The 18,618-nt window shown below is 70.7% G+C and carries 17 protein-coding genes; 9 read left to right on the forward strand and 8 right to left on the reverse strand.

Annotated features, from left to right (window positions below; all coding sequences use genetic code 11):
* The first annotated feature begins 32 nt into the window (after positions 1–32).
* From IG08_RS0134660 to IG08_RS0134685, 6 genes are all read left to right on the forward strand, one after another.
* The gene (locus IG08_RS0134660) at positions 33–1,097 is read left to right on the forward strand and encodes a FecCD family ABC transporter permease (RefSeq protein WP_234343039.1); all 1,065 of its coding nucleotides are present in this window, start codon (positions 33–35) and stop codon (positions 1,095–1,097) included.
* A gap of 5 nt (positions 1,098–1,102) precedes the next feature.
* The gene (locus IG08_RS0134665; RefSeq protein WP_052424990.1) at positions 1,103–2,155 is read left to right on the forward strand and encodes a FecCD family ABC transporter permease; all 1,053 of its coding nucleotides are present in this window, start codon (positions 1,103–1,105) and stop codon (positions 2,153–2,155) included.
* A gap of 88 nt (positions 2,156–2,243) precedes the next feature.
* Positions 2,244–2,759, forward strand: a complete 516-nt coding sequence (locus IG08_RS0134670) for a MarR family winged helix-turn-helix transcriptional regulator (protein WP_030611935.1) — start codon at positions 2,244–2,246, stop codon at positions 2,757–2,759.
* 105 nt (positions 2,760–2,864) lie between these two features.
* The gene (locus IG08_RS0134675) at positions 2,865–3,245 is read left to right on the forward strand and encodes a DoxX family protein (protein WP_030611938.1); all 381 of its coding nucleotides are present in this window, start codon (positions 2,865–2,867) and stop codon (positions 3,243–3,245) included.
* On the forward strand, positions 3,242–3,709 hold the full coding sequence (locus IG08_RS0134680; RefSeq protein WP_030611941.1) for a peroxiredoxin: 468 nt from the start codon (positions 3,242–3,244) through the stop codon (positions 3,707–3,709). Before IG08_RS0134675 ends, IG08_RS0134680 begins: the two co-directional genes overlap by 4 nt.
* Positions 3,710–3,773: 64 nt before the next feature.
* Positions 3,774–6,122 (forward strand): SpoIIE family protein phosphatase, encoded by a 2,349-nt coding sequence (locus tag IG08_RS0134685; RefSeq protein WP_030611943.1) that lies wholly within the window; start codon positions 3,774–3,776, stop codon positions 6,120–6,122.
* Between the two features lie 8 nt (positions 6,123–6,130).
* On the opposite strand, the gene IG08_RS0134690 is transcribed toward IG08_RS0134685, so the two are convergent.
* Positions 6,131–6,565, reverse strand: coding sequence for a cupin domain-containing protein (locus IG08_RS0134690; protein WP_030611946.1), 435 nt, complete (start codon positions 6,563–6,565; stop codon positions 6,131–6,133).
* A gap of 104 nt (positions 6,566–6,669) precedes the next feature.
* Positions 6,670–7,500, reverse strand: coding sequence for an aldo/keto reductase (locus IG08_RS0134695; RefSeq protein WP_030611949.1), 831 nt, complete (start codon positions 7,498–7,500; stop codon positions 6,670–6,672).
* 97 nt (positions 7,501–7,597) lie between these two features.
* On the opposite strand from IG08_RS0134695, the gene IG08_RS0134700 reads away from it, so the two are divergent.
* The gene (locus tag IG08_RS0134700; RefSeq protein WP_030611952.1) at positions 7,598–8,662 is read left to right on the forward strand and encodes a LacI family DNA-binding transcriptional regulator; all 1,065 of its coding nucleotides are present in this window, start codon (positions 7,598–7,600) and stop codon (positions 8,660–8,662) included.
* On the opposite strand, the gene IG08_RS0134705 is transcribed toward IG08_RS0134700, so the two are convergent.
* From IG08_RS0134705 to IG08_RS0134720, 4 genes are read right to left on the reverse strand one after another with little or no spacing between them, the layout of a single operon-like run.
* The gene (locus IG08_RS0134705; protein WP_030611955.1) at positions 8,625–10,010 is read right to left on the reverse strand and encodes a glycoside hydrolase family 32 protein; all 1,386 of its coding nucleotides are present in this window, start codon (positions 10,008–10,010) and stop codon (positions 8,625–8,627) included. The two genes, IG08_RS0134700 and IG08_RS0134705, sit on opposite strands and share 38 nt — an antisense overlap.
* Positions 10,007–10,861 (reverse strand): carbohydrate ABC transporter permease, encoded by an 855-nt coding sequence (locus tag IG08_RS0134710; RefSeq protein WP_030611958.1) that lies wholly within the window; start codon positions 10,859–10,861, stop codon positions 10,007–10,009. Before IG08_RS0134710 ends, IG08_RS0134705 begins: the two co-directional genes overlap by 4 nt.
* Positions 10,862–10,875: 14 nt before the next feature.
* On the reverse strand, positions 10,876–11,829 hold the full coding sequence (locus tag IG08_RS0134715; RefSeq protein WP_030611960.1) for a carbohydrate ABC transporter permease: 954 nt from the start codon (positions 11,827–11,829) through the stop codon (positions 10,876–10,878).
* Positions 11,826–13,235, reverse strand: coding sequence for an extracellular solute-binding protein (locus IG08_RS0134720; RefSeq protein ID WP_030611964.1), 1,410 nt, complete (start codon positions 13,233–13,235; stop codon positions 11,826–11,828). Before IG08_RS0134720 ends, IG08_RS0134715 begins: the two co-directional genes overlap by 4 nt.
* A gap of 160 nt (positions 13,236–13,395) precedes the next feature.
* Between IG08_RS0134720 and IG08_RS0134725 the strand changes: the two genes are divergently transcribed.
* Positions 13,396–14,943 carry a glycoside hydrolase family 32 protein gene (locus IG08_RS0134725; protein WP_030611967.1) on the forward strand — a complete coding sequence of 516 codons (1,548 nt, stop codon included), beginning with the start codon at positions 13,396–13,398 and terminating at the stop codon, positions 14,941–14,943.
* A gap of 80 nt (positions 14,944–15,023) precedes the next feature.
* Positions 15,024–15,977, forward strand: coding sequence for a TauD/TfdA dioxygenase family protein (locus IG08_RS0134730; RefSeq protein WP_030611968.1), 954 nt, complete (start codon positions 15,024–15,026; stop codon positions 15,975–15,977).
* Between the two features lie 6 nt (positions 15,978–15,983).
* On the opposite strand, the gene IG08_RS0134735 is transcribed toward IG08_RS0134730, so the two are convergent.
* A complete protein-coding gene (locus tag IG08_RS0134735) occupies positions 15,984–17,012 on the reverse strand; it encodes an LLM class flavin-dependent oxidoreductase (RefSeq protein WP_030611970.1) in 1,029 nt (342 codons plus the stop codon).
* 98 nt (positions 17,013–17,110) lie between these two features.
* Positions 17,111–18,613, reverse strand: a complete 1,503-nt coding sequence (locus IG08_RS0134740) for a metallophosphoesterase family protein (RefSeq protein ID WP_030611973.1) — start codon at positions 18,611–18,613, stop codon at positions 17,111–17,113.
* Positions 18,614–18,618 lie beyond the last annotated feature (5 nt).

Below are 18,618 nucleotides of genomic sequence, written 5' to 3' on the forward strand. Positions count from 1 at the left end.
CAGTCAAGGTTAGGTTAGCCTAAGCTAAGCACATGTTCATTGGAATGGCGTCACGCCCGAGCAGAAAACGTCTCGTCGAGGGGAGGGGCGCCAGAGAGCGCCGCTCGCGGACTTCGGTACGCGCGTCCGGCCTGCTGCTGGGCCTGGCGCTGCTGGTCGGAGCGGTCGCCCTGTCGCTGGCCGTCGGCACCAAGCAGATCCCGCTGGACCAGGTCTGGTCGGCACTCTTCTCGCCCTCGGGCACCGAGAACGACGCGATCGTGCGCGACCTCCGGCTGCCGCGCACCCTCATCGGGATCGCCGTCGGCGCCGCCCTCGGCCTCGGCGGCGGCGTCATGCAGACCCTGACCCGCAATCCCCTCGCCGACCCCGGGCTGCTCGGCGTGAACGCGGGCGCGTCCGCCGCCGTCGTCACCGCGATCAGCGTCCTGGGCATCACGTCCTTCAGCGGCTATCTGTGGTTCGCCCTCGCCGGAGCCGCGCTGGCGGCCACCGCCGTCAACTCCCTCGGTGGCGGGCGGTACGCCACACCGGTCCGGCTCGCCCTCGCCGGTACGGCGGTCAACGCGGCCCTGTTCGGTTACGTCAACGGCCTCCAGCTGTGGGACCTGAGCACTCTCGACGCCATGCGGTACTGGTCCGTGGGCACGCTCGCCAAGCGCGACGCCTCCCTGCTGGTCGCCGTGGCGCCGCTGCTCGTGGCCGGCGCCCTCCTCGCCTTCGCGCTGGCCCGGCCGCTCGGCGCCATCGCCCTGGGCGAGGACCACGCACGGGCCCTGGGCACCAAGGTGAAGCGCACCAGAGTCCTCTCCGTCGTCGCGATCACGCTGTTGTGCGGGGGAGCGACCGCCGTCTGCGGGCCGATCGGCTTCATCGGGCTGATGATCCCGCACGCCGCCCGCGCCTTCTGCGGCCCCGACCCGCGCTGGCTGCTGCCGTTCTGCGCGCTGTACGCGCCGGTCCTGCTGCTCCTCTCCGACGTGATCGGCCGGATCGTCGTGCCGCCGTCGGAGATCGAGGTCGGCACGGTCACCGCCTTCCTCGGCGGAATCCTCTTCATTCATCTGGTACGGCGGCGGAAGGTGGCCCAGCTGTGAGCCTCATGCAGGACGAGCGAGTGGTCGTGCGTCACGGGCTGCTGCGCACGAGGCGCTGGTCCCTGCGGTACGACGTCCGCGCACTGCTGGTCTGCGTCACCCTCGCGGTACTGGCGGCGTGCGCCATGGTGTTCGCCATCGGCACCGGCACGTACGAGCTGTCCCCGCCGGAAGTGGTGCGCACCCTCGCCGGGGACGGCCCGCCCGGCGCCGAGTTCATCGTGATCGACCTGCGCCTGCCGCGCGCCCTGGTGGCCGTCCTGGTGGGCTTCGGGATGGGCATGGCGGGCGCGGTGTTCCAGTCGCTGACCCGCAATCCGCTCGGCAGCCCCGACATCACCGGATTCGGCAACGGTGCCTCGGCGGGCGCGCTCGTCGCGATCATCCTCTTCGACGGGGGCGACGCGCAGACCGCGATCGGCGCGGTGTGCGGCGGCTTCGCCACCGCCGTGGCCGTGTACCTGCTGGCCTGGAAGCGGGGTGTGCACGGCTACCGGCTGGTTCTCGTGGGCATCGGCGCGTCCGCGGTCCTCGGCTCGGCGACCAGCTACCTGTACGTGCGCGCCGACATCGGCAAGGCGGCCCAGGCGGCGACCTGGATGATCGGCTCGCTCAACGCCCGGGACTGGGGCGAGGTGCGTATCGCCGCCCTCGGGCTGGTGCTCCTCGTCCCGGTGGTCCTCGTCTGCGCGCGGCGGCTGACCATGCTCGAGATGGGCGACGACACCGCCGGTGCGCTCGGCGTCCCGCCCGAGCGCACCCGACTGCTGCTGCTGTGCGCGGGCACTGGTCTTACGGCGATGGCGGTCGCCGCGGCCGGACCCATCCCGTTCGTCGCCATGGCCGCCCCGCAGCTGGCGCGCCGCGTGACCCGGGCGCCGGGACCGAACGTCCTGCCCGCGGCATGGATGGGTGCCCTCCTGGTCTCCGCCGCCGACCTGGCCACACAGCGCGTCACCGGCTCGGCCCTGCTGCCGGTCGGCGTGGTGACGGGCGTCGCGGGCGGTGCCTACCTGGCCTGGCTGCTGCGCGCCGAGCGAAAAGCCGACCGGGTGTGAGGGGGTGACGTCGTACGTCAGCAGTACGCGGGGTAAACGCCCGCAGTAGATTACTTGAGTTACGCAACAAGATGGTAAAGTGGGTCCCATGTCCTCTCAGCCGCTCCCCGACGTCCCCGCGTCCCCGGAAGTCATCGACATCGAACGGGCGCTCACCCGCATCACCTACCTGAGCACACGCGCCCGTGCGCACGACCGTCTGATGACGCTCGCCGACGTACCGCTGGACCGTGCCGCCGTCGCTCTGCTGCGGCAGGTCGCCGATTCCGAGCCGCTGCGGCCGGGGGAGCTGGCCAACCGGCTGGGAGTGGAGGCCTCCCATGTCACGCGCACGGTCCAGCAGTTGCAGAAGTCCGGCTACGTCACCCGCGTGCCGGACCCCGACGACCGCCGTGCCCAGCGCATCCAGCTCACCGAGACCGGTCAGCAGGCCATAGACCGTATCCGTGACGTCGGCGCCCGCGGCATGCAACTCGCCCTGGGTGACTGGGCGCCCGAGGAGCTCCGGCAGCTCGCCACGCTCTTCCACCGCATGGTCGACGACTTCCTCTCCCACGCCAACGACGACGAGGCCGAACAGCCGACGCCCGCAGGCACCGCCTGACGTCGACGGGCGCGGGCAACGTGGTGACGAGAACCCCGACCCCTGGGCCCCGCCTCGCATTTACCGTCAAGTAATATCGCGCGGCAGGCCCCCAGAGGAGGAACCGTGCCGCGGTCCGAACGCTCGCCCCTGCTGCTCGCCGGCCTGCTGGCCACCGCGGGCGTCGCCCACTTCGCCTCACCACGCCCGTTCGACGCGACCATTCCGCGCGGCCTCCCGGGTTCGCCCAGGACATGGACGTACGCGAGCGGGGCCGCGGAACTGGCGCTGGCCGCGGGTGTGGCGCTGCCGCGGACCAGGCGGGTGGCGGCGCTGGCCACGGCCGCCTTCTTCGTCGGGGTGTTCCCCGCCAACGTGAAGATGGCCGTGGACTGGCGGCACCGGCCCACCCCGCTGAAGGCGGCTGCTATCGGGCGGCTGCCGTTGCAGCTGCCCCTCGTACTGTGGGCGCGCAACGTCGCCAGGAGCGGAGAGGGTCGGGCATGACCAAGCTGATAGAGACCGGCGACAAGATCGAGGACTTCGAGCTGCCGGACGAGACCGGCACGACCCGCCGGCTGTCCGAACTGCTCGCCGACGGACCGGTGGTGCTCTTCTTCTACCCCGCGGCCCTCACCGCGGGCTGCACCGCGGAGGCCTGCCACTTCCGCGACCTCGCCGCCGAGTTCGCCGAAGCCGGCGGGCGTCCTGTCGGCGTCAGCGGTGACTCCGTCGAACGCCAGCAGGAGTTCGCGGGAAAGCACACGCTCGGCATGCCGCTGCTGTCCGACGAGGACGGGGCGATCCGCGAGCGGTTCGGCGTCAAGCGGGGCTTCAGCCTGGCGCCCACCAAGCGGGTCACCTTCGTCATAGCCGAGGACCGCACGGTGCTGGAGGTCGTCCGCAGCGAACTGCGGATGAACACCCACGCCGACCGGGCGCTGGACGCGCTGCGCGCCCACCGGAAGTGACGCCAGGGGCCCGGTTGCCCCATTTCGGTTGATGCGGTCTGACAAACGGACCATCCTGGATGATATGGAGCATGCCTCCGCTACGGCGATCGTCGATGCCACAGGCATCGTGACGGGGTGGAGCGAGGGTGCCCGGCGGCTCACGGGACACACGGCCGAGGAGGTCGTGGGACGAGCGGCACGGGAGCTGCTCGCCGAGGACCCGCCGGGACAGGCCGTCGCGGCGCTGAAGGGCACCGTCGTGCTGCGGCACCGGGACGGTTCCCCCGTTCCGCTCGCCCTGAGCGCCTGCCCGGTCCTGGGCGGGGGCGGCGCACCCGATGCCTACGTGATCACGGCGGAGCGGCCCGGCCGCGCCGAACCCACCCTGGCCGGGCAGGCCTTCCAGCAGGCATCCATGTCCATGTCGGTCTTCGACCTCCGGCAGTACTATCTGCGCCTCAACGATGTGGCCTGCCGGGTGATGGGGGTGCCGGAGGAGGCCCTGCTGGGCCGGCACTTCCCGGAGACCATCGAGGACGCCGAGCACAGCCGCGGCTTCAACGCCCATCTGCGCCAGGTGGCCGAGACGGGCATGCCGGTCCGCTACGAGAGCTTCACCGGCGCGCCCGCACTCAACCGGGAGCACGCCTGGAGCATCGAGATGTGGCCCGTACGGGACGACGACTCCGGTGAGCTGACCGGGGTCGCCCTCGCGGCGTTCGACAGCAGCGACCAGTACTGGGCCCGGCAGCGCCTCGCACTGCTGAACGAGGCGGCGACCGCCATCGGCACCACCCTGGACGTGGTGCGCACCGCCGAGGAACTGATCGAACTCCTCGTCCCGCGGTACGCCGACTTCGCCAGCGTCGACCTGCTCGAATGGGTCCTCGGAGCGGACGAACCCCCGACCGTGCCGACCGGCGACATCGTCCTGCGGCGCGTCGCCCACGGCTCCGCCCACGAGGGCACCCCGGAGGCGGCCGTACACCTGGGGGAGCCGGACATCTACCCCGCGTTCTCGCCGCCCGCGAAGTCACTGCGGCAGGGGCGGGCGGTCCTCAGCCAGGCGGGCGAACCGGACTTCATGCGATGGGTCGCCGAACGCAACGCGCGGGCCCCCGCGGGCCGCCCCTACCGCAAGGGCGTCCACTCGATGCTCGCGGTGCCGCTCAAGGCACGCGGGACCACGTTGGGTGTCGTGGTCGCCGTTCGTATGTCCCACCCGGAGGACTACGGCGACGACGACGCCGTCCTCGGCGAGGAACTCGCCAGCCGCGCCGCCGTCTGTATCGACAACGCCCGGCGCTTCGCCCGCGAACGCACCACCGCACTGACCTTGCAGAACTGCCTTCTGCCCCGCGGCCTGCCCGGACAGGCGGCCGTCGAGGTGGCCCACCGCTATCTGCCCTCCGGTTCGCTGGCCGGCATCGGTGGTGACTGGTTCGACGTCATCCCGCTGTCCGGCAGCCGGGTCGCCCTCGTCGTCGGCGACGTCGTCGGACACGGCATCCCGTCCTCGGCGACCATGGGACGCCTGTGCACGGCCGTCCGCACCCTCGCCGACGTGGACCTGCCGCCGGACGAACTCCTCACCCACCTCGACGACCTCGTCACCCATCTCGCGGCCGGCGACCGGGACGACGAGGCCGCGGAGCTCGGCGCCACCTGCCTCTACGCCGTCTACGACCCCGTCTCGCGCCGCCTCACCGCGGCCGCCGCCGGCCATCCGCCACCGGCCGTCGTACTGCCCGACGGCACCTCGCGGCTCGTGGAGATGACGGCGGGGCCCCCGCTCGGCGTCGGCGGGCTGCCCTTCGAGGCGGCGGAGATCGAGCTGCCCGAGGGCGCGGTCGTCGCCCTGTACACGGACGGTCTCATCGAGGACCGCGACCGGGACGTCGACCACGCGACCGACGAACTGTGCCGCGCGTTGACCGCGAGGACCGAGACCCTCGACGACCTGTGCGACACGGTGCTGAAGGCCGTACTGCCGGAGGAGCCCGGCGACGACGTGGCCCTGCTGCTGGCCCGCACCCGGGCGCTGGGCGCCGACCGCGTCGCCACCTGGGACGTGCCGCCCGACCCCGCGCACGTGGCCGCCACCCGGCAGGCCGCCACCGAGCAACTGACCGCGTGGGGACTGGACGAGGCCGCCTTCGTCACCGAACTGGTCGTCAGCGAACTGGTCACCAACGCGATCCGGTACGGCGAACCGCCCATCCAGCTACGGCTGATCCGTGACCGCACCCTCATCTGCGAGGTCTCCGACGGCAGTTCCACCTCCCCGCACCTGCGGCGCGCCCACGCCTTCGACGAGGGCGGCCGCGGGCTGTTGCTGGTCGCTCAGCTCACCCAGCGCTGGGGCAGCCGGCAGACCGGCAGCGGCAAGACGATCTGGGCCGAGCAGTCGCTGGAACCGCTGCCGGACTGATCAACTCGTCACTGGAACGAGCAGCCCGGGTTCGGCACGTCCTCGGAGTACGGCGCGCCGTGCGGCAGCACGTACAGCACCTCCAGGACGAGCGGGGTGTCGCCCTCGTTCCGGCCGAGGTGGACGTCGCTCGGCCCGCCCGGCTCGCGGACGGTGGTGCCCTGCGGATAGACGCCGTCCGTGAGGCAGTCGGCGTGGTAGTGGGTGAGGGTGCCCTGCTTCACGTACCCGTACACGGGGCCGTCGTGGTAGTGCCAGCCGGTGGCCTGGCCGGGCGGGATGGTGATCTCCCTGATGACGTAGTCGGTGTCGCCGACGGTCCTCTGGGCGATCAGCGTGGCGGTCACCCCGGGGCCGGGCGGAGTCGCGTGGGCGGTGGTGCCGGTGAGGACAGTGGCGGAGAGGGCCGCGCCGGATATGGCGGTGCGGAGCGCGATGCGCATACGAAAGGCCTCCAGGCTCGAGCGGACGATCAGCGTCGTGCCGCTCGAACTTAGAGGCATGGAAGGTCTGTTCGGGCCGGAATCGGCGGATCACCTCCGCCGGTTCAGAACTCCTCGTGCACCTCAGGGTCCCCACCCATGCGCCGCTGGGTGCGGTCGGCGATCGCCCTCATCTGGGCGGGGCCGAGCCGGAAGCCGAAGACGTCGAGGTTCTGGCGCTGCCGCTCGGGGTCCGCCGACTTCGGGATGGGAACCGCGCCGAGCTGGACGTGCCAGCGCAGGACGACCTGGCCGGGCGTCACTCCCTGGGCCTCGGCGACCGAGACGACCACGGGATCGTCCAGCAGGGTCGTGCCCCGGCCCAGCGGGCTCCAGCTCTCGGTGACGATGCCTTTGGCGGCATGGAAGGCGCGCAGCTCGTCCTGCGGGAAGAAGGGGTGCAGCTCGATCTGGTTGACGGAGGGCAGGACTCCTGTCTCCTTCTCCAGCCGCTCGATGTGCGCCTGCGTGAAGTTGGAGACGCCGATCGACCGCACCAGCCCGTCCGCACGGAGCTTGATCATGGCCTTCCACGAGTCGACGTACTTGTCGACGCGGGGGAGCGGCCAGTGGATCAGATACAGGTCCACGTACTCCAGGCCGAGCCGCGCACGGGACTCCTCGAAGGAGGTCAGGGTCTCCTCGTAGCCGTGGTGCCGGCCCGGGAGCTTCGTCGTCACCACGATCTCCTCGCGCGGGACGTCGCTGCGGGCCACACCACGGCCGACACCGGTCTCGTTCTCGTAGTTCGTCGCCGTGTCGACGAGGCGGTAGCCCGTCTCCAGGGCGCCGAGAACCGCCTGCTCCGCCTGCGTGTCGTCCATCGGCCAGGTGCCCAGGCCGAGGGCGGGCATCGTCGTACCGTCGTTGAGTGTGTGCGTCGGGATGCTGATCACCGTGGGACCTTTCCCTCGACTGTGCTGTACCTCCAGGGTCACGGATAGGGTGAGCTGTGATCAACCGGACGGGTGGAGGATGAAGGCAGCGGACGGCATGGGCAGCACCGAGGAGAAGCAGCCGGCGGGATCCGGACGTCCCACGTCACGCGACGTCGCCCGGCTCGCCGGGGTGTCGCACACCGCGGTTTCCTTCGTGTTCAACGGGCGCGCCGAGGGCAATCTGTCGCCCGCCACCCAGGAGCGCATCCGCCAGGCCGCCGCCCAGCTCGGCTACCGCCCCGACCCCGTCGCCCGCGGCCTGCGCCGCCGCCGTACGGCCGTGATCGGACTGGTCACCGACGAGATCGCCTCCTCGCCCTTCGCGGGCCGGCTGCTGCGCGGGGCCATGGAGACCGCCTGGGACAGAGAGCACCTCGTCCTGACCGTCGACTCCGGCGGCGACCGGGCCAAGGAGGACGCGGCCGTCGCGGAACTCCTCGACCGGCGCGTGGACGGCATCATCTACGCCGCGATGTCGCTACGACGGGTCCGGGTCCCCGAGGGCCTGCACCGCACCCACTCCGTGCTCGCCAACTGCCTGCCCGAGGACGACTCCCTGCCCTCGGTGATCCCCGCCGAGCGGGCCGGAGGCCGTACAGCCGCCCGACTCCTGCTGGAGCAGGGGCACCGCCGCGTCGCCATGATCGGTGGCCAGGACGACATCGCCTCCGTCGAGCGGCTGCGCGGCTTCCGGGACGCCCTGCGCGCCGAGGGGATCACGGTTCCCAAGGAGTGGGTTCCGCGCACCGGCGGCGAGATCTCCAGCGGACACGAGGGCGCCCTGCGCATCTTCGACGGCGCCTCCGCCGACCGGCGCCCGACGGGTGTCTTCTGCTATAACGACCGGGTCGCGGCGGGCGTCCTGCACGCCGCGACCCGGCTCGGCATCGCCGTCCCGGGCGACCTGTCGGTGGTCGGTTACGACGACCAGGAGCACATGGCGGCCTACCTCACCCCGCCCCTCACCACGGTCGCGCTGCCGCACCGGGCGATGGGCGAGGCCGCGACCCGCCTCCTCCTGGACTCCATCGATACCGGACGCACGCCGCCGGCCACCACGCGGCGCATCGCGTGCCCGGTGATCAGTCGGGCGTCGGTGGGACCAGTTCCCACCCGGTGACGGTGGTCGCGTCCCCTGACACGACGAGCTCGGGTGTGTCGTCCGGGCGGAGGTAGACGCGCTCGGTGACCGTGGCGCGGTCGTCGAGGAACAGCTCGAACAGTGAACCGTCGACGAGGATGCGCACCTGTCTTCCGGGCGCCGGCACCACGATCGGCGCCGCTCCGTCGGGCCTCGCCCGCGGCCAGTCACCGCGATCCAGCGTCACCGTCCCCTGGTCCGGGTCCAGTCGCACCGTCAGCTGCGCGCCGGAAGCGGACCGAAGCAAGCTCACGGTGGTGCGTCCGTGCGCGGTGACGGTCAGGTCGTACGACCGGGGGAGCGGTACCCGGCGGTCCGGCGCGGTGACGAACGGCTCGGCCGTACGCAGGAGTTGGAGTTCGGGTGCCGGTGCGACGCGCAACGCGCCGTCCGGATGCGTGTCCACGATCCTCGGCGCGGTAAGGACCCCGGCCCACCCGGCGCGGTCGATCTCGCCCTGCGCGCGGGCCTCCCAGGACCAGCCCCACATGAGGGTGCGGTCCGGCTCCTGGAGCACGGCGGGCGCGTAGAAGTCCCTTCCGTGGTCGAGCCGTCCGCCGGTGCGCGCCTCGAAGCCCAACTCGCCGTCACCGTGAGGCTGCAGACGACCTGTCAGGTATCCGGTGGCGTACGGGTCGCCGTCCCACAGCGACAGGACGAGCACCCACGCGCCGCTCGCCGTCGTGTACAGCTGCGGGCACTCCCAGCCGACCGCCTTGTCGCCGAACACATCCGCCGCGACGGGGTCGTTGCCGTCCAGGAGAACCCCGGCGAACCTCCAGTCGGTCAGGTCCTCGCAGTCGTACAGCAGGACCGACGGCGTCCCGTCCGCGTGTCCCGCGCCGACCAGTGCCCACCGCCGGCCGCCAGAGCGGAACACGAACGGGTCGCGGAACATCACCACGTCCAGGCCGGCGGGTGGCCCGGCCACCACCGGCGTCGGCAGCGGCTTCCAGTCGGTGAGGGTCTCGTCGTCCGGGACCACGGCCCGAGCCAGGCAGACGGTGCCGAGGCCGGTGTGACGGCGGTCGACGCCGGTGTACACGGCGGTCGGCACGCCGTCGTCGTCGACCACGCAGCCGGACCAGCAGCCCGCCTCGTCCGGGCCGCCGGGCGTGGGGGCGAGGGCGATCGGGTGGTGCTCCCAGTGCACGAGGTCGGGAGTGGAGACGTGACCCCAGTGGACGTTCGCGTGCACCGGCGCGTCAGGGTTGTGCTGGTAGAAGAGGTGGTAGCGGTCCCGCCAACGGAACGGCCCGTTCGGGTCGTTGATCCAGCCGCCGGGCGGACGGACCCTGAAACGCGGCGCGTCGGGGTCATGGCTCAACGGTTGACTCCTGCGGACGTGATGCCCTCGCGGAGAGGGCGCTGGCCGACGACGAACACGGCGACGGCGGGGATCATGGAGAGGACGACACCGGCGAGGACCACCGAGATGGAGCCGGTGCCGAGGTTGCCCTGCAGCGAGACCAGGCCCAACGGCAGCGTGTAGTTCTGGCCGGACGTCTCGAGGATCAGCGGGCGGAAGAACTCGTTCCAGTGGTAGTTGAAGGCCAGTACGCCGACGATCGCGAGGCCGGGTGCGGCCAGCGGGGCGTAGACGGACCGGAAGATCCGCCATGGTCCGGCGCCGTCGATCATCGCCGCCTCGCCCAGGTCCTTCGGCATCCCCAGGAAGTACTGGCGCATCAGGAAGGTGCCGAAGGCGGTCGGGAACGCCGGGATGATCAGGCCGAGCAGGGTGTCGGTGAGGCTCAGCTGCTTCAGCACCAGGAACACCGGCACGATGGTGACCTGCAAGGGCACCATCATGGTCGCCAGGACCAGGCCGAACAGCAGCTTCTTGAACCGGAATTCGAGGCGGGCGAAGGCGTATCCGGCCAGTCCCGCCGTGATCATCTGGCCGACGGCGACCAGCGCGGTCACCAGCGTCGAGTTGAGGGCGAGCAGCCATACGTCGATCTGGTCGAAGACCCCGCGGTAGGCCTCCGTGGACGGATCCGTCGGGATGAGCCGCGGTGGCAGGTCGAAGGCCTCGGCGGGGGTGCGCAGCGAGGTGGAGACGGTCCAGATGACCGGGCCCAGGGTCAGCAGCGCGCACACGGCCAGCGCGGCGATCCGCGCCCACGGCGCGAGGGAGTGCCGGGTGCGGCTCAGGGACAGGGTTGCTTGGGTCATGGAAGTCACCCGGCTCACTGGTAGTGGACGAAACGCCGGCTGAGCCGGAACTGGACGGCGGTCACCGCCATGATCAGCACGAACAGCAGCACACCCACCGCCGAGGCCTCACCGAAGCGGAGCTGCTCGAACGCGCTCTCGTAGATGACCATCACCACGGTCCGGGTGGCGTCACCGGGCCCGCCGTTGGTGAGGACGTACGGCTGCTCGAAGACCTGGAGCGCGTTGATGATGCCGACCACCGACGCGACCAGCAGTGTGGGCGACAGCAGGGGCAGCGTGATGCCGATGTGCTTGCGCAGCCCGGTCGCGCCGTCGAGGGCAGCGGCCTCGTGGATCTCCTTGGGGATGTTGTTCAGGCCACCGACGAACAGCAGGAAGGAGAACCCGAACTGCTGCCACACGTAGACCAGGATCACCGTGGCCATCGCCGCGTTCTCGGACGTCAGCCACGGCACCGGCGCGACCCCGACCAGCCCGAGCGCCCAGTTGACGACCCCGAAGTCCTGGTTGAACAGGTACTTCATCACCACCGAGATCGACGCGGCGGACAGCACCAGCGGGAAGAAGAACGCCGAGCGGAACACCGACCGCAGCCACACCGGCATCCGCCCGTTCACCGCAAGGGCCAGCACCAGGGCGATCAGCAGCTGCAGCGCGACCGCGAACACCATGAACACCAGCGTGTTGCCGAAGGACACCAGCACCGTCGAATCGGTGAAGACCTCACGGTAGTTGGCGGCCCCGGCGAAGCTCGGATCGTCGATCACGTTCCAGTGGAAGAGGCTCAGCACCACCGAGCCGACGATCGGCACGACCGTGAAGACGACGATGCCGACGATCGTGGGCGCCAGGAACAGCGTGGCCAGCAGCCGGGTGCCACGGTCGCGGGCGGAGGACCGGGGCGCGACGGCCGGAGGCGCGGCCGGCTGCTGCGACCGTACGGCCGGTATCTGGGTGTTCGTCATACGTCACGCTCCATGGCCTTCTCCAGGTCGCTCTGCATCCGGCGCAACGCGGGGGCCACCGAGCGCCGCGAGGCCAGGGCGGTACCGGTGTGCTTGAGCAGCACCTGCTCGACCTCGGCGACCTGCGGTGGCGCGGGGATCGGCCCGGTGTCGGGGAACTTGTCGAGGCTGTCGTAGAAGACCTGCCAGCGGCCCGGGCCGGTCTCCCGGTAGCGGTCGGCGGTCAGCATCGAGCGGCGCGCCGGGGTGGTCTGGTTGGTCTCGAACAGCCGCATCAGGGTGTCGCGGCGGGCTGCGTACTTGATGAACTCCCAGGCCTCCTCCTGCCGCTTCGAGGTGCGCAGCAGCGCGTAGCCGGCGGCGCCGTACTGCATGCGCTGGGTGCGCCAGCGCGGGAAGTACTGCACGTCGAAGCCGTTCGCCTGCATACCGGCCAGGTGCAGGCCGCCCGCCCAGAAGCCGCCCGCGGGCGTGACGCCGACCCGGCCGGTGGAGAACACGCCGATGAGGTTCTGGCCGTTGCCGCCCTCGGGGCGGGTGCACAGGTCCTCCTGGATGAGGGAGGCGAGATAGTCGTACGCCTCCTCCACGCGCGCGTCGGTGGCCTGCGGGGTCGTCCAGCGGAAACCGCCCCCGCGGCCCTGCCGCTCGGCGGCCGGGTAGAAGGAGTCCCACAGCCAGGCTCCGCCCGGCGCCTTGGACTCGGCGAGCAGGTTGGTGTCGTTGGCGAACAGCCAGGGCACCACGCCGCCCCACAGCCGGTTGGTCCAGAAGTACGGCGTGAACTGGGAGCCGCTGGACTTCTTCATGTCCCGCAGCAGGTCGGTGAAGTCGTCGCGGCTCCAGTCGGCCGCCGGGAAGTCCGCGCCCGCCCGCTTCAGCACCTGGTTGTTGAGGTACATGTCGGCCGCGTTGAACTCGACCGGCAGCTGATAGAGGCTCCCCTCGTACATCATCGACTCCACCAGCGACGGATGGACGTCGGCGAAGTACTCGCGCAGCTCCGCGGCGTCCCGCTTCACCCAGTCGTCCAGCGGGACCCCGAGGCGCTGCGCGAACAGCTGGACGCCCTCGGTGGCGACGTACACGAGGTCGGGAGCGGTGCCCGCCGCGATCTGGGTGAGGATCTTCGCGAAGAAGTCCGACCAGTCGACGGCCTGCACGGCGTTGATGCGGAGCTTGATGTCGGGGTGGACCTGCTTGAAGCCCTCGGTGAGTGTGCGTATGGCCTCCGGTCCGTAGGCGGGGCCGAGGGTGGCGACGACGAGGGAGCCGTCGTCCCGGCCGGGGATGTCGGCTCCGGTGAGCCGGTCCCAGCTCGCGGCGGTACCGGCCAGCGCGGCGGCTCCCGCGCCGTAGGCGCCGTACCGCAGCAGTGTGCGGCGAGTGACGTGCGAGTCGGTCATCGGGCGGCCCTAACTCGTGTTAGTTCAGGGTTGATGCCCCAGATGATGCGAAGCGGGCCACGGGCCTGTCAATACGCGTGAACCCCTTGACCTTTAACGAGTTAGGTCGCACAGTCCTGCATCACATGAGCCGCCATCCCGACGAAGGGAACGATGTGTCATGCGCATGATGAGCAGGCGGGCGCTGCTCGCCGGATCGGCCGCGGGAGCCTCGGCCGCGTTGTTGCCCGCCGCACCCACGGCCGCCGCGAAGCCCAAAGCCGCCACCACCTGCGCCAGTTATCGCGCCGAGTACCACTTCACGGTCCCCGACCAGTGGAAGAACGATCCACAGCGGCCGATCTGGATCGACGGCGAGTACCACTACTACTACCTGTACAACGCCGACTACCTCACGGGCGGCACCACCGCGGGCACCGCTTGGCGTCTCGCCACCAGCGCCGACCTGGTCTCCTTCACCGACCGCGGGATCGCCGTGCCGAAGGACACCACGCCCAACGGCGATGTCTGGTCCGGCTCGGCGGTGGTCGACGACGACAACACTGCGGGCTTCGGCGCGGGCACGGTGATCGTCATCGCCACCATGGCGCCCGACGGGGGCGCTCAGGCGCAGTACCTGTACTACTCGACCGACAACGGCCGTACGTTCACCAACCATGGCACCGACCCCGTCCTGCCCAACCCCGGCGTCCAGGACTTCCGCGACCCCAAGGTGATCCGCGACGAGGAACGCGGCCGGTGGGTGATGACGCTCGCCGAGAACGACAAAGTGGGCTTCTACCACTCCACCGACCTGAAGTCATGGACGTACGTGAGCGGCTTCATCAAGGGTGGCATCGGGGTCCTGGAGTGCCCGGACCTGTTCCGCATCCGGGCGGCGGACGGCGCGTGGAAGTGGGTGCTGGGCGCGAGCGCCAACGGCAAGGGCTCCGGGCTGCCGAGCACGTACGCCTACTGGACGGGCGCCTTCGACGGGACCACCTTCACCCCCGACGCGTCGGACCCGCAGTGGCTCGACCATGGCTGGGACTGGTACGCGGCCGTCACCTTCGAGAAGCGGGACGCGAACGGCACCGTCGACCCGGCCGCCCGATACGCGATCGGCTGGCTGAACCACTGGGACTACGCCAACACCACGCCCACGATCGACTGCGACGGCTTCAACGGCACCGACTCGATCGTCCGTGAAGTCACGCTGCAGCGTGCCGCCTCCGGCACCTACTACCTTGCCTCCCGCCCGGTCGCCGCCCTGGACGATCACGTCTCGCGCACGGTGAACCTCGGCGACCTGGAGGTCGACGGCACCCGTCTGCTCGACTACAGCGGCACGGCCTACGAGCTGACCACCGAGATCACCTGGGACCAACTCACCGGTGCCGGGCTCCAGTTGAGACTCTCCGCCGACGGCGGACGCCACATCGACGCCGGGATCTACAACGACTACGCCTTCGTCAACCGCCGGAACACGGTGAACCCCGACTCCTCCGGCAACTGGCAGGAGAGCAGGAGCCCCTTCGACCCGTCCGCACGCACGGTCCGGCTGCGGATCCTTGTGGACCGCACATCCGTGGAGATGTTCGTCGACGACGGTCGGTACGTGCACTCGGTGGAGGCCTTCCCGTATCTGGCCGACACCGGGCTGGCCCTGTTCACCATCGACGGCACCGCGGTGTTCCGCAATACGGTGATACGGGAGTTCACGGCCTGAGTCCTGAGGCCCTGTCGCCAGGCACGGCGAACGCTGTCAAGATCGTTGACGGAGACGACCGACCGACCATCGGAGCGCGCATGACGACGGACTGGGCCACATCGGGGATCGAGGTGAACCCCGTCGCGGGTCACATCGGAGCCGAGATCACGGGTGTCGACCTGGCCGGAGACCTGGATGACGCCCAAGTGGCCGCGGTCCGGGCGGCCGTGCTGCGCTGGAAGGTGGTGTTCTTCCGTGGGCAGCGGCTGGATCACGCCGGGCATGTGGCGTTCGCGCGCCGGTTCGGCGAACCGGTCGTTCTGCGCAAGCGGGGGAGTGCCTCGCCGACGGACTTCCCCGAGGTCGAGACGACCGCCGACCGGCTGGAGCTGGGCGGCAAGTTCGGTATGGAGCACGACGAATGGCTGCAGCGCCGACGGCACACCCTGTTGCGCGGCTGGCACTGCGACCACGGCGCCCGTATCGATCCGCCCGCCGCGACGATCCTGCGCGCCGAGACCGTCCCGGCCTACGGCGGCGACACGACCTGGTCGAACCTGGCCGCCGCGTACGCCGGACTCTCCGCCCCGGTACGGGAGTTCGTGGACGGCCTCAGGGTCGAGCACCGGCTCGGCGTCGGCTATCAGCCGCGCCCGGGCGAGGACTCGTATGTCCGGCATCTGCTGGACCATCAGGTCGCCTCGCTGCACCCGTTGGTGCGGGTCCACCCGGAGACGGGGGAGCGGATCCTGTACGTCAACGGGTACTACGTCGAGCAGATCGCCGATGTCTCCCGGGCCGAGAGCAGGGCGATTCTGGACATGCTTCTGGAACAGGCGGTCCGGCCCGAGTACACGGTCCGGTTCCGCTGGGAGCCGGGCAGCGTGGCCTTCTGGGACAACAGGGCCACCATCCACCTGGCCCCCAGTGACAACGCCCACCTCGGCTTCCCGCGGACCATGCACCGGGTGATGCTCGCCGGGGACGTGCCGGTCGGGGCGGACGGCAAGCCGTCCGAACCGATCGTCGGAACCGAAGTCGGCCGCTGGTGACCGCGGTCAGGCGCCGGGCCGCCAGCCCAGCGCCGGACCGAGCTTCGTCGCCATGTCGGTGAGGATCTGTACGTAGTCCTCGTGCTCGAAGGTGAACGGCAGCGCGAAGGCGACCTCGTCGACCTCGCGGAACGCGGCGTGCGCGTGCAGCCGTTCGGCGATCTCCGCCGAGGTGCCGACGATGTCCGGCGCGAACATCAGCCGCGCCGGCCCCTGCGGTGACGCGGTACGAGGGGTGCGCTTCGCGGCGTACTCCTCGTACTTCGCGCGCTGCTCGGGCGAGGCGGAGTCGGTGGGGATGACGACCAGGCCCTGCGAGACGCGGGCGTCCTCGCCGTCGGGATGGGCGGCGCGGAAAGCGCGGATGTGGGACAGCTGGATCTCCGCGAAGTCGTGCGGCTCCTCGGCACCCTCCGCCTTGACGACGCTGCTGACCAGGAAGTTCATGCCGTGCTCACCCGCCCAGCGGGCCGAGCCGAGACTGCCGCCGCCGTACCAGAGGCGGCGGCCCAGACCGGGGGAGTGCGGCTGCACCCGGTCGGAGAACACCTCGAAGCCCTCGACCCCGCTGAAGTCGGTGGCCGACTTGCCGCGCACGAAGTCCAGCAGCCGCCGCACCCGTTCGTAGCTGAAGTCCTCGGCGTCGGCGGTGTCCGGGTACAGCGCGTCCCTGACCTGCTCGTAGTGCATCGGCGGGCCCACGCTGACCCCCGGGTTGACGCGGCCGCCGGACAGCAGGTCGACCGTCGCCAGGTCCTCGGCCAGCCGCAGCGGGTTCTCCCAGCCGAGCGGGATGACCGCGGTGCCGAGTTCGATACGGCTCGTGCGCTGCGAGGCAGCCGCCAGGACGGCGACCGGGGACGAGATGCCGTACTGGAGATGGCGGTGGCGCAGCCACGCGCTGTCGAAGCCCAGCCGCTCGCCCAGCTCGATGATCTCCAGCGTGGACTCGTGCCCGCGGCGCGGGTCGGCCTCGTCGAACAGGCCGATGGTCAGGAAGCCCAGCTTGCGCAGGGGGCGTGAGATCGACGGCACGGGGTCCTCCGCGGTTGCTTGATGAATCAAGTAGTACCCAGTGGCAACCAGGTCCTCGCGGGAAGTGTTCCCACGCCTCCGGTCAAGATCGGGTCACATCAGCTCAGCGGAATGGTCACCTCGTCCTCGACCGGCGGGTCGATCTCCTGGGCGAGGTTGCCGGTGGCGGCGTAGCAGCGCAGGTGCACCGCCTCCGGGGTGACGTCCAGGCGCAGGAAGCACTTGAAGAAGGGCGGGCTGTACGTCGCCGAGCTGGGCGAGAACAGCTGCGTGTAGATCTTGCGGACGGGGAGACGGAAGCGTGAGGTGCGGTCGGGGCGGCCCACGGCGCCCAGCAGGGTGGCGACCAGGCGGGTGCGCCAGGTGACGCGCACGGGTGCGCCCGGGGTGCGGGTCGGCGGGATGCCGAGACGCTCGGCGATCACGGCCGTCGCCTCGGCCTCGGTGAGGGTGAAGAAGCGGCGCAGGTGCAGCCGGCGGCCGTAGAGCCTGCTGTAGAAGGCCAGGGAGTCGCCGCGCAGCGGGTAGCAGCGGAAGTCCTTCTCGGCCACGTCCGCCACCGAGACGTGCGGGATGGTGTGGGTGGCGTGCATGAACGCCCCGCCGCCGCCCGAGACGACGTACTGGATCGTGCGGCCGTCCACCTGCACCGGATAGCGCTGGTAGTTGTGGATGTCGCCGCCTATCGCCGCGACGTAGTGGTGCTCCGGGTCGCGGACGATGTCGTCGACGGTGCCGCCGCCCTCGATCGCGCAGGGGTGGTGTTCGCCGTCCACGTACAGGGGTGATCCCGTGACGAGGATCTTCGGGCGGGAGCCCTGCGAGACTTCGCGCAGCCAGGCACCCTGCTCGGCGTCGATGGTTCCCAGCAGACCCGTGTCGATGCCGATGATCCGCACCGGTCCGGCGTCGACGGCCCAGTACGGGCCCGGCTGGACGGCCTGTTGGGCTTCCTCGGAGCGCAACTTCCGTGCCGCGTCGAGGCGTTGGCCGTCCTTGGCATGCGGCCGGTGCCACAGCAGGGACCGCAGCCAGGCCTTGGTGAGCGGGCGGGGCGTGGGCTCGGGTTCGAGCGGCGGGGCGTCGTCGCAGAAGACGCGCATGAAGGCGCCGAGGTCCTCGTACCAGTCGTGGTTGCCGGGTATCGCGTATATCGGCGCCCGGTAGTCCTGGTACGGGCGGAAGAACTTCGTGTCGTAGTCGTCCGCGCTGCCCACCGGGTAGATGACATCGCTGGCGACCACGGCGAAGTTCGTGCCCTGACTGATCTTCAGAAAGCCTGGCACGACGGCATATTGGGGATCGTCTCCTTCCCCGGTGTCGCCGATGACCATGAAGGAGAACCGGTCCGGATCGTCACGCCGGATCACCTTGTCCGCGGGCGCGCCGACGGCCTCACGCTGTGCCACCCATCTGCTGCGGGTACGGCCCGTGGGGTCCCCGAACCAGGAGGCCACCACGCCGTTGCGGGCGGCCCACAGCGTCTTGGGGTTGAGCCACGAGATCTTCTCGACCTTGTGCGGCATCAGCCGCTTGTACTCGCCGAGTCGGGCAGTGCCCCAGCCGGCGCCTTCGGCGGTATCGCGTGAGGAGTCAGACACCGGTG

The sequence above is a fragment of the Streptomyces fulvoviolaceus genome (assembly GCF_000718165.1).
GTDB lineage: Bacteria > Actinomycetota > Actinomycetes > Streptomycetales > Streptomycetaceae > Streptomyces > Streptomyces fulvoviolaceus.